Here is a 9,848-nt window from a genome sequence, read left to right on the forward strand (position 1 = left end):
TGCGGGCGCCCGAACGGCGCCCGCGTCGACTTACAGGATTGACCATTCATGTGCGGCATTGTCGGCGCAGTTGCGCAGCGTAATATCGTTCCGGTGCTGATCGAAGGATTGCGGCGCCTCGAATACCGTGGCTACGACTCGTGCGGCGTCGCCGTGCTCGAGCCGGACGCACCGAAGCGCGCGCGCAGCGTCGCGCGCGTCGCCGATCTCGACGCGCAGGTGCAGGAATCGCACCTCGCAGGCACGACCGGCGTCGCGCACACGCGCTGGGCGACGCACGGTGCGCCCGTCACGCACAACGCACACCCGATCTTCTCGTCGAACGCGCTCGCGCTGGTGCACAACGGCATCATCGAGAACTTCGAGACGCTGCGCGACGCGCTGCGCGCGAAGGGCTACGAATTCGTGTCGCAGACCGACACCGAAGTGATCGCGCACCTCGTGCACAGCCTGTATCGCGGCGACCTGTTCGAGGCCGTGCGCGAAGCCGTGCAGCAGCTGCACGGCGCGTATGCGATCGCGGTGACCCACAAGGACCAGCCGCACATCGTCGTCGGCGCGCGCCAGGGTTCGCCGCTCGTCGTCGGCCACGGCGACGGCGAGAACTTCCTCGCCTCCGACGCACTGGCGCTGGCCGGCAGCACCGACCATTTCACGTTCCTCGAGGAAGGCGACATGTGCGAGCTGTCGCTCGACGGCGTGAAGATCGTCGACCGCCACGGCGCGCTCGCGCAGCGCGAGATCCGCGTGGTCAGCGCATACGGCGGCGCGGTCGAGCTGGGCCCGTATCGCCACTTCATGCAGAAGGAAATCTTCGAGCAGCCGCGCGCGATCAGCGACACGGTGCCGCAAACCGAAGCATTCGACGCAACGCTGTTCGGCGACGCGGCGCCCGCCGCGTTCGCGGACATCGACAGCCTGCTGATCCTCGCGTGCGGCACGAGCTACTACTCGGGCCTCACCGCGAAGTACTGGCTCGAATCGATCGCGAAGATTCCGACCCAGGTCGAGATCGCGAGCGAATACCGCTATCGCGAATCGGTGCCGAACCCGCGCCAGCTCGTGCTGGTGATCTCGCAGTCGGGAGAGACGGCCGACACGCTCGCCGCGCTCAAGCACGCGCAGTCTCTCGGCCACACGCATACGCTCGCGGTGTGCAACGTCGCGACGAGCGCGATGGTGCGCCTCACCGAGATGCAGTTCCTGACGCACGCGGGCACCGAGATCGGCGTCGCGTCGACCAAGGCGTTCACGACCCAGCTCGTCGCGCTGTTCGTGCTGGCCGCGACGCTCGGCAAGCTGCGCGGGCACGTCGACGCCGCGCAGGAAGCGCAATTCCTGAAGGAGCTGCGCCACCTGCCGGCCGCGCTGAACAGCGTGCTCGCCCTCGAGCCGCAGATCATCGCGTGGTCGGAGGAATTCGCGCGCAAGGAAAACGCGCTGTTCCTCGGCCGCGGGCTGCACTACCCGATCGCGCTCGAAGGCGCGCTGAAGCTGAAGGAAATCTCGTACATCCACGCCGAGGCCTATCCGGCCGGCGAACTGAAGCACGGCCCGCTCGCGCTCGTCACGGAAGCGATGCCGGTCGTCACGGTCGCGCCGAACGACACGCTGCTCGAGAAGCTGAAGTCGAACATGCAGGAAGTGCGCGCGCGCGGCGGCGAGCTGTACGTGTTCGCGGATGCCGACACGCAGATCGTCAACGACGACGGCCTGCACGTGATCCGGATGCCGGAACACTACGGCCAGCTGTCGCCGATCCTGCACGTCGTGCCGCTGCAGCTGCTCGCATATCACACCGCGTGCGCGCGCGGCACCGACGTCGACAAGCCGCGCAACCTCGCGAAGTCGGTGACGGTGGAGTAAGCAATCGGCGCAGCGCAGTCCGGCGCGCCGGCGAGACTGACGGAGAGACCATGGTAAGACTGTTTGGATGCGGATTGCTGGCGCTGAGCTTCGCGTCGACGGGCTGGGCGACCGAGCACTACGTCGAAGTCTGGAACCCGCCCGAGGCGCGCGTGCCGGCGGCACGTACGCCGCCCCCGCGCGCGGCCGCCGACGCGCACGCCGGCAACAAGACCGCGGAAAAGCACGCGAGCGTGCAGCCGAAGGTCGCCGTCAAGCCGCACAAGCGCCGCGTCGCACAAGCCGTGAAAGCCGCGCCGCATCGACCGACCGCCGCGACGGTCGATGCGCCGGCCGCACCGCGCCCCGTCGCGCAGCCCGCGCCGGGCCGGCTCACCGTGATGCAGCCGACCGTGCCCGACACGCCGCACGCACTCAAATTCTCCGATATCCCACGGCAATACACGCCGGACGGCAACGTGCTGCGTGTCGGCGCGAGCCGCCGTTCCGCGGAGGTGACGCGATAATGGAAGCGCAGACCTATCACGGCTACCAGATCTGGGGCCATTCGATCCTGCAGCAAGACGAAATCCTGCAGCCCGAGCGCTTCGCGGCGAGCGGCACGATCACGCAGAACAACCGGCTCGTCGAAGCGTCAGGCGTGCTCGGCGTGTTCGATACCGAGGACGAAGCGCGCGAAGCGGGGCTCGAATGGGCCCGCGCGTGGATCGACAGCCATCGCTGAACGGAGCGCGAACCGTCAACGCAAGTAACAAGGGGCGTCCACGACGCCCCTTTTTGCATTCGGCCCCGCCCGCTCAGGCGACGGGCCGCGGCGGCGGCACGACCGTCCGCGGCCGGCCGACGAGCCGCGCCAGCACGACGATCGCAACCAGCGTGACCAGGTACGCGGCGATCTGGATCCCCGCCGGACGCGCGGTATAGCCGATCAACGTATGCAGCGCCTTGCCGACGATGCTCGTTTCCTTGAGCAGCCACGAGGTATCCCAGACCGCGTCGCCCCACGACGGCACGAGGCCCGCGGCAAGCAGGAAGCCGACGCACTGGCTCGCCATCCCCGCCGCGAGCAGCACGATCAGCGCATTGGTGACGGAAAACAGGCGCTTGAGCGGAATCTGCAGCAGGCCCGCATACATCGCATAGCCGAGCCCGGCGCCACCCAGCACGCCGAGCAGCCCGCCGACGATCATCTGCGGCGTCTGTCCCGGATCGCCCGCCGCGATGCCGTACAGGAACAGCACGGCCTCGGAGCCTTCGCGCAATACCGCGACGCCGACCACGATCGCGAGCCCCGTGAGCGGCCGGCTGCCGGCCGCGACGGCCCGCCCGACCTCGCCCATGTGCAGCGCCATCTCGCGGCCGTGGCGGCTCATCCAGATGCAATGCCACGCGAGCATCAGCGTCGCGACGAACATCACGCCCGCGTTGAAGACTTCCTGCCCCATGCCGGATGCCCACTGCGAGATCACGTCGGCGAACGCGGCGATCAGGCCGGCGCCGATCACGCCGCCGACGAGCCCGCCGCCGACCCACCAGCCGCGCCGCGGCACGCCCTTCGTGGCGGCCATCACGATCGAGACCACCAGCGCGGCCTCGAGCACTTCACGAAAGACGATCAGGGCAGTAGACAGCATGGCGATATCCGCTTACTTGACGGTCAGGTGCGTCTTCGACTGCGCTTCGTGATACTCGTCGTGGAACTCGTAGGTGCCGGCCTTCAGCGGCCCGACGAGGATCTCGACCGACTTGCCGGCCGGCACGACCTTCTCTGCCTTGAAATCGTCGCTTTCGAATTCCGCGGGCGTCGCGTCGAGATTCTTCACGACGAACTTCACCTTCTTGCCGGCCGGAATCGTCACGCCGTCGGGCGAGAACTTGTGGTCCTTCAGGGTCAGGTTGACGACGTCGTCGGCAGCGAAGGCGGACGATGCCGATACGCCCAGCAGGGCCAGTGCGAAACCGAAAGCGAAGCGATTCATATGGGTAACGAAATGAAATATCGAGGGGGAACCGATAGTAAGATCGATTCGCATTTCCCTCTCGAAGTACCCTTACTGATGGCATGGGCATCGGGCGTCGTCGACGCGACACGCACCTTGTCGTGCAAGGCTCCGCCAGATTTCGCCGACAATGCGCGACCGTCAATCGGGAAAAATTCCGACTGACGTACATCGGCGCATCACGATTCGTCTGACTTCTGCTTTACAAATAGCTTTCGCGATGCCGAACGCGACGAATCGCTTGACCTTCCCACCATGGCAAGCTTCATGCTGGCGACGTTTGTGAATCGCCACCCAACCCAGGAGAACACGATGGAATTCGAAGTCCAGGACATGACCTGCGGCGGCTGCGCCAACGCCATCACGCGTGCCGTGACGGCAGCCGACCCCGCTGCGAAGCTCGACATCGACGTGGCCGCGAAGACGGTCAAGGTCGAATCGGCGCAAGGCGCCGAACGCGTGCAGTCGATCATCGAAGCCGCGGGCTTCCACCCGGCGCTGCGCACGGCCTGACGCGCGCATGCGCAGCACGGGCGTGGCGCCCGTCGGCACCGCGCCCGCACACCGGCCGCGTCAGCGAAGCCGGATCAGCGTCGACTTCAGTTCGGTGTACTTCTCGAGCGCATGCAGCGACTTGTCGCGGCCGTTGCCCGACTGCTTGTAGCCGCCGAACGGGAAGTTCATGTCGCCGCCTTCGTCGTAGCAGTTCACCCACACCGTGCCCGCCCGCAGCCGGCGCGACACGTCGTGCGCGGTCGTCAGGTCCGACGTCCACACCGCCGCCGCGAGCCCGTACTCGGTATCGTTCGCGATCCGCACCGCCTCGTCGACATCGTCGAACACGATCACCGACAGCACGGGACCGAAGATCTCCTCGCGCGCGATCTTCGCATCGGGCTTCACCTCGAACACCGTCGGCTCGACGTAGAAGCCGCCCGTCTCCGCCTTCACGCGCGCACCGCCCGTGACGAGCGTGCCCTCCTTGCGCCCGGCGTCGATGTAGCCGAGCACGCGCTCGAGCTGGATGCCGTCGACGATCGCGCCCATCGATACCGACGGATCGAGCGGGTTGCCCGGCACGTACGCACGCGCGGCCGCGACCAGCTTCTCGATGAACGCGTCCTTGATGTCGCGATGCACGAGCAGGCGCGAGCCGGCCGTGCACATCTCGCCCATGTTGTAGAAGATCGCGCCGGCCGCGGCCTGCGCGGCGCGGTCGAGATCCGGGCAATCGGGCAGCACGATGTTCGGCGACTTGCCGCCGAGTTCGAGCCATGCGCGCTTCAGGTTCGACTGCGCGGCGTACTGCATGATCAGCTTGCCGACTGCCGTGGAGCCGGTGAACGCGATGCAGTCGACGTCGCGATGAAGCGCGAGCAGCTTGCCCGGTTCGCCCGCGCCCGGCACGACGTTGAACACGCCGGCCGGGATGCCGGCCTCGTACGCGAGCTGCGCGACGCGGATCGCGGTCAGCGGCGATTTCTCCGACGGTTTCAGCACGACGCTGTTGCCGGCCGCGAGCGCCGGGCCGAACTTCCATGCGGCCATCAGGATCGGGAAGTTCCACGGCACGACGGCCGCGACCACGCCGACCGGCTCGCGCGTGACGAGGCCGACGAGATGATGGTCGGCCGGCGCGACTTCGCCGCCGACCTTGTCGATCGCCTCGGCGAACCACTCGACGCAATACGCGGCGCCCGGCACGTCGACCGTCGTCGTGTCGCCGATCGGCTTGCCGGCGTCGAGCGTCTCGAGCAGCGACAGTTCGTCGAGATGCTCGCGCATCAGTGCGGCCCAGCGCAGCAGCACGGCCTTGCGCGCGCGCGGGTTCAGTCCGGCCCACACGCCGGCGTCGAACGCGCGGCGGGCGGCCGCGACGGCGGCGTTCACGTCGGCCTCGCCGCAATCGGCCACCTTCGCGAGCACGCGGCCGTCGATCGGGCTCACGCAGTCGAACGTCTTGCCGCCGTGCGCGTCGCGCGACGCGCCGTCGATGAATGCGCGCCCCTCGATCTCGAGCGACGCCGCCTTGTCCTGCCAGTCAGCCAAAGTCAACTTGTTCATTCAGGATGCCTCAACGGTTGTGGCATTCGCGCTGCGGCACGCCGTGCAACGGCAACGCTGCCGGCGGTGGCGAATGCGGTGATGCGCGGTCAGAAGGTGGCCGGCGAATTGGCCGACACGACCTCGCAGAGCTGTTCCGCGCTGGGATTGCGAAAACGGTGCGGCAAACGGCTTTCGAAGTAGTAGCCGTCTCCGGGGTCGAGCAGCCAGGTCGCGCCGTCGACGGTGAGCTCGAGCCGACCCGACACGACCACGCCACCCTCGTGCCCCGCGTGCACGAGCATCTCGGGCCCCGTATCGGCGAGCGGCTGGTAGACCTCGCGCATGATGCACATGTTGCGGTCCTTCACGCCCGCGCCGACGAGGTGAAACGCGAGCGCGTCGTTGCCGAGGTTCGGCATCTCGTCACGTCGCGACACGACCGAGCGCGATTCGACCAGCTCGAACGTGAAGAACTCCGCGAGACTCATCGGGATGCATTCGAGCAGTTTCTTCAGCGAGCCGACCGACGGGCTCACGCGCCCCTGTTCGATCAGCGAGATCGTGCCGTTGGTCACGCCGGCCCGCTTCGCGAGTTCGCGCTGCGACAGGCCATGCTTGTTGCGCACGAAACGCAGGCGCTCGGCGACTTCGGTGGACATCGATTCGGTTTCGGACACGATAGAAGTGCGGTGAAAAAGTGAAACGACGCGTTGGACAGCGTTGAGCAGCCGTTGAATATTCTAATCACTTTATGCCACACATCAGCGGGGAAAACCCTGAAAGGCGTTCGAAATAATGAACACCCCGCGCGTCATTCCATTTACGAATATTTTGTTCGCAGTGCCTCGGGAAAGCCCTGACACGAGACCGTCAAAAAACATTTGACGCCGTTTTTGGCTCGTATATGCTGGCTCTCAGGTCAGCGTCATTGGCCATTCATCGGCACCGAAAAACGTTACTGCAACGTAAAAATTGATGCCCATCAATGTAAATGACGCAGGCCGGGCACCTTGATTATTTTAAACGCCTCGCGCGCCGAAACGATCAGGTGTTCAATACTTTCAACAAACCAGTCGAGTGTAATCGTGAGAGTCCGTGGCCCTCTGGTGAGGTGGGATCGAGGCGATGTGCGAAGTTTGCGCAGCGCTGCTCCCGCTTCCGATGGCAGTTGCGGCTGGCATAGTCCTCGCCTGCTGCATCTGTCGATCTACACCATCCTGTCCCGTCGTTCCGTTCGCCGTCACAACGCCGTTTCCGCACGCGCGTTCGTGGCCGTCGATACCGACGAAGTCGCGTCGCTGCTGCCATAGCGCCTCTCCTCCTTTTCTCGTCGTTCGTTTCAACTGCCTGTTCGTCAGCCGCGTCGTCTGCGCGGTGACGGAACGCGTTCGCGCATCCATTGCCGCGTCGCACGGCACGACGAAACGAACGATGGCCTGACCGTCGCGCGCAGCGCGGATCGCCATGCGAACCCGTTGCGCCCATTCACCAGCGGCCTTGCGCGCTTCGCGAGGCTGCGGGGCCGTGTCGCGCCTGCATTTTGCGGTTTTCCCGCGTGATGCACGCAACGGTCCTACGGACAACTGATTGACGTCATGGAAAGGAAACCCCTCGTCGGCATCACCGCCGACTTCACGCAGATCGGCGCACATGCGTCGCACACGGTCGGCGACAAGTACGTCGCGGCGATCGTCGACGGCGCACACGCGCTCGCGATGGTGCTGCCCGCGCTCGGCGATCGCCAGTCGGTCGACGACGTGCTCGCCACGGTCGACGGCCTGTTGTTTACCGGCAGCTATTCGAACGTCGAGCCGCACCTGTATGGCGGCGAGCCGAGCGCGCCCGGCACGAAGCACGATCCCGCGCGCGACGCGACGACGCTGCCGCTGCTGCGCGCGGCGATCGTCGCGGGCGTGCCCGTGCTGGCCGTGTGCCGCGGCTTCCAGGAGCTGAACGTCGTTTGCGGCGGCACGCTGCATCAGCGCGTGCACGACGTGCCGGGCCTCGCCGATCACCGCGAGGACGACGACGCGCCGATGGACACGCAATACGGCCCCGCGCACGTCGTGCGCCTGACGCCCGGCGGCGTGCTGCACACGCTCGCCGGCGGCCGCGACGACGTGCACGTGAACTCGCTGCACAAGCAGGGCATCGCGCAGCTCGGTTCCGGCCTCGCCGTCGAAGCCGTCGCGCCGGACGGCCTGATCGAGGCCGTCAGCGTCGTCGATGCCCCGGCCTTCGCCCTCGCCGTGCAGTGGCACCCGGAATGGCGGCATGCGCATGACCCGCTGTCGAGCGCGATCTTCCGCGCCTTCGGCGACGCCTGCCGCGCGCGCCGCGACGCCCGCACACGTGCCACGGCCGCCGCCGCGCTCGCCTGAGCGCGCCGACCCACATAACGAGAACAGACATGCAAGACATCGAAGACTTTCTGAAGCAGCACCGGATCACCGAGATCGAAGCGATCATTCCCGACATGGCCGGCATCGCGCGCGGCAAGATCACGCCGCGCAACAAGTTCACGTCCGGCGAATCGATGCGGCTGCCGCAGGCCGTGATGGTGCAGACCGTCACCGGCGACTATCCGGAAGACGGCTCGCTGACCGGCGTGACCGATCCCGACATGGTGTGCGTGCCCGACACGTCGACCATTCGCCTGATCCCGTGGGCCGTCGATCCGACCGCGCAGGTGATCCACGATTGCGTGCACTTCGACGGCTCGCCGGTCGAGATCTCGCCGCGCTACGTGCTGCGCCGCGTGCTCGACCTCTACAAGGCGAAGGGCTGGAAGCCGGTCGTCGCGCCGGAGCTCGAGTTCTACCTGGTCGACATGAACAAGGACCCGGACCTGCCGCTGCGTCCGCCGGTCGGCCGCACGGGCCGCCCCGAAACGGGCCGCCAGTCGTATTCGATCGAGGCGGTCAACGAGTTCGACCCGCTGTTCGAGGACATCTACGAGTACTGCGAAGCGCAGAACCTCGACATCGACACGCTGATCCACGAAGTCGGCGCCGCGCAGATGGAGATCAACTTCATGCACGGCGACGCGCTGTCGCTGGCCGACCAGGTGTTCCTGTTCAAGCGCACGGTGCGCGAGGCCGCGTTGCGCCACAACATGTACTCGACCTTCATGGCCAAGCCGATGGAAAACGAGCCGGGCTCGGCGATGCACGTGCACCAGAGCATCGTCGACGAGGAAACGGGCCGCAACCTGTTCACGTCGCCGGAAACGGGCGGCGCGACCTCGCTGTTCTACAACTACCTCGCGGGGCTGCAGAAGTACACGCCCGCCTTGATGCCGATCTTCGCGCCGTACATCAATTCGTATCGCCGGCTGTCGCGCTTCATGGCCGCGCCGATCAACGTGCAGTGGGGCTACGACAACCGCACGGTCGGCTTCCGCATCCCGCACTCGGGCCCGGCCGCGCGCCGCATCGAGAACCGGATTCCGGGCGTCGACTGCAACCCGTACCTCGCGCTCGCGGCGACGCTCGCGGCCGGCTATCTCGGCATGACGCAGCGTCTCGAGCCGACCGAACCGCTCGTCAGCGACGGCTACGAGCTGCCGTACCAGCTGCCGCGCAACCTCGAGGAAGGGCTCACGCTGATGGCCGCGTGCGAGCCGCTCGGCGAGATTCTCGGCCACAAGTTCCTGAAGGCGTATTTCGCGCTGAAGGAAACCGAATACGAAGCGTTCTTCCGCGTGATCAGTTCGTGGGAACGCCGCCATCTGCTGCTGCACGTCTGAGCGTGCACACGACCGAATACGGAATCACGGAGGAAACATGACGTACCGCAACGAATCTGCCTGGATCCAGCCGGCCGCGCCGGCCACCGCACCGCGCACGACGCAGGCACGCTCGACCGCCGAATACCGCGCGCTCGACGCCGCGCACCACATCCATCCGTTCTCGGACATGGGTGCGCTCAATCGCG

The 9,848-nt window shown here is 66.6% G+C and carries 11 protein-coding genes and 1 pseudogene; 8 read left to right on the plus strand and 4 right to left on the minus strand.

Annotated features, from left to right (window positions below):
- Positions 1-48: 48 nt before the first annotated feature.
- From glmS to DIE12_RS29705, 3 genes are read left to right on the plus strand one after another with little or no spacing between them, the layout of a single operon-like run.
- Entirely contained in the window at positions 49-1,866 is a 1,818-nt protein-coding gene (gene glmS / locus DIE12_RS29695) for a glutamine--fructose-6-phosphate transaminase (isomerizing) (protein WP_124520615.1), read from the plus strand.
- Between the two features lie 50 nt (positions 1,867-1,916).
- Positions 1,917-2,372 (plus strand): hypothetical protein, encoded by a 456-nt coding sequence (locus DIE12_RS29700; RefSeq protein ID WP_124520614.1) that lies wholly within the window; start codon positions 1,917-1,919, stop codon positions 2,370-2,372.
- Positions 2,372-2,590, plus strand: coding sequence for a hypothetical protein (locus DIE12_RS29705; protein ID WP_040142345.1), 219 nt, complete (start codon positions 2,372-2,374; stop codon positions 2,588-2,590). The genes DIE12_RS29700 and DIE12_RS29705 overlap by 1 nt, the downstream gene beginning before the upstream one ends.
- A 73-nt stretch (positions 2,591-2,663) precedes the next feature.
- Here the strand turns inward: DIE12_RS29705 and DIE12_RS29710 are convergent, their stop codons facing one another.
- The gene (locus tag DIE12_RS29710) at positions 2,664-3,500 is read right to left on the minus strand and encodes an FTR1 family protein (protein WP_044849093.1); all 837 of its coding nucleotides are present in this window, start codon (positions 3,498-3,500) and stop codon (positions 2,664-2,666) included.
- A 12-nt stretch (positions 3,501-3,512) separates the two neighbouring features.
- Complete coding sequence (locus DIE12_RS29715; RefSeq protein ID WP_124520613.1) at positions 3,513-3,845, minus strand: cupredoxin domain-containing protein; 333 nt, start codon at positions 3,843-3,845, stop codon at positions 3,513-3,515.
- A 333-nt stretch (positions 3,846-4,178) separates the two neighbouring features.
- On the opposite strand from DIE12_RS29715, the gene DIE12_RS29725 reads away from it, so the two are divergent.
- A complete protein-coding gene (locus tag DIE12_RS29725) occupies positions 4,179-4,379 on the plus strand; it encodes a heavy-metal-associated domain-containing protein (RefSeq protein WP_044849094.1) in 201 nt (66 codons plus the stop codon).
- A gap of 60 nt (positions 4,380-4,439) precedes the next feature.
- Here the strand turns inward: DIE12_RS29725 and DIE12_RS29730 are convergent, their stop codons facing one another.
- Both DIE12_RS29730 and DIE12_RS29735 read right to left on the minus strand, forming a co-directional pair.
- Positions 4,440-5,930, minus strand: coding sequence for an aldehyde dehydrogenase (locus DIE12_RS29730; RefSeq protein WP_044849095.1), 1,491 nt, complete (start codon positions 5,928-5,930; stop codon positions 4,440-4,442).
- Between the two features lie 89 nt (positions 5,931-6,019).
- On the minus strand, positions 6,020-6,571 hold the full coding sequence (locus DIE12_RS29735; protein ID WP_044849101.1) for a cupin domain-containing protein: 552 nt from the start codon (positions 6,569-6,571) through the stop codon (positions 6,020-6,022).
- A gap of 468 nt (positions 6,572-7,039) precedes the next feature.
- Here DIE12_RS29735 and DIE12_RS38780 point away from each other — a divergent pair, with 468 nt between their 5' ends.
- The 4 genes and pseudogenes from DIE12_RS38780 to DIE12_RS29755 all read left to right on the plus strand — a co-directional run.
- The gene (locus tag DIE12_RS38780) at positions 7,040-7,222 is read left to right on the plus strand and encodes a hypothetical protein (RefSeq protein ID WP_006402789.1); all 183 of its coding nucleotides are present in this window, start codon (positions 7,040-7,042) and stop codon (positions 7,220-7,222) included.
- A gap of 285 nt (positions 7,223-7,507) precedes the next feature.
- Positions 7,508-8,293 (plus strand): gamma-glutamyl-gamma-aminobutyrate hydrolase family protein, encoded by a 786-nt coding sequence (locus DIE12_RS29745; protein WP_124520612.1) that lies wholly within the window; start codon positions 7,508-7,510, stop codon positions 8,291-8,293.
- 29 nt (positions 8,294-8,322) lie between these two features.
- The gene (locus tag DIE12_RS29750; protein WP_044849097.1) at positions 8,323-9,660 is read left to right on the plus strand and encodes a glutamine synthetase family protein; all 1,338 of its coding nucleotides are present in this window, start codon (positions 8,323-8,325) and stop codon (positions 9,658-9,660) included.
- A 37-nt stretch (positions 9,661-9,697) separates the two neighbouring features.
- A pseudogene (locus DIE12_RS29755) lies at positions 9,698-9,848 on the plus strand (aspartate aminotransferase family protein); the annotation flags it as partial.

Origin of the sequence: Burkholderia sp. Bp9015 (genome assembly GCF_003853505.1) — a bacterium.
Lineage (GTDB): Bacteria > Pseudomonadota > Gammaproteobacteria > Burkholderiales > Burkholderiaceae > Burkholderia.

Bases quoted from the DNA above. Each gene is read 5' to 3' on its own strand.
- glmS (WP_124520615.1), top strand. From the start codon at position 49: ATGTGCGGCATTGTCGGCGCAGTTGCGCAGCGTAATATCGTTCCGGTG.
- DIE12_RS29700 (WP_124520614.1), top strand. From the start codon at position 1,917: ATGGTAAGACTGTTTGGATGCGGATTGCTGGCGCTGAGCTTCGCGTCG.
- DIE12_RS29705 (WP_040142345.1), top strand. From the start codon at position 2,372: ATGGAAGCGCAGACCTATCACGGCTACCAGATCTGGGGCCATTCGATC.
- DIE12_RS29710 (WP_044849093.1), bottom strand. From the start codon at position 3,500: ATGCTGTCTACTGCCCTGATCGTCTTTCGTGAAGTGCTCGAGGCCGCG.
- DIE12_RS29715 (WP_124520613.1), bottom strand. From the start codon at position 3,845: ATGAATCGCTTCGCTTTCGGTTTCGCACTGGCCCTGCTGGGCGTATCG.
- DIE12_RS29725 (WP_044849094.1), top strand. From the start codon at position 4,179: ATGGAATTCGAAGTCCAGGACATGACCTGCGGCGGCTGCGCCAACGCC.
- DIE12_RS29730 (WP_044849095.1), bottom strand. From the start codon at position 5,930: ATGAACAAGTTGACTTTGGCTGACTGGCAGGACAAGGCGGCGTCGCTC.
- DIE12_RS29735 (WP_044849101.1), bottom strand. From the start codon at position 6,571: ATGTCCACCGAAGTCGCCGAGCGCCTGCGTTTCGTGCGCAACAAGCAT.
- DIE12_RS29745 (WP_124520612.1), top strand. From the start codon at position 7,508: ATGGAAAGGAAACCCCTCGTCGGCATCACCGCCGACTTCACGCAGATC.
- DIE12_RS29750 (WP_044849097.1), top strand. From the start codon at position 8,323: ATGCAAGACATCGAAGACTTTCTGAAGCAGCACCGGATCACCGAGATC.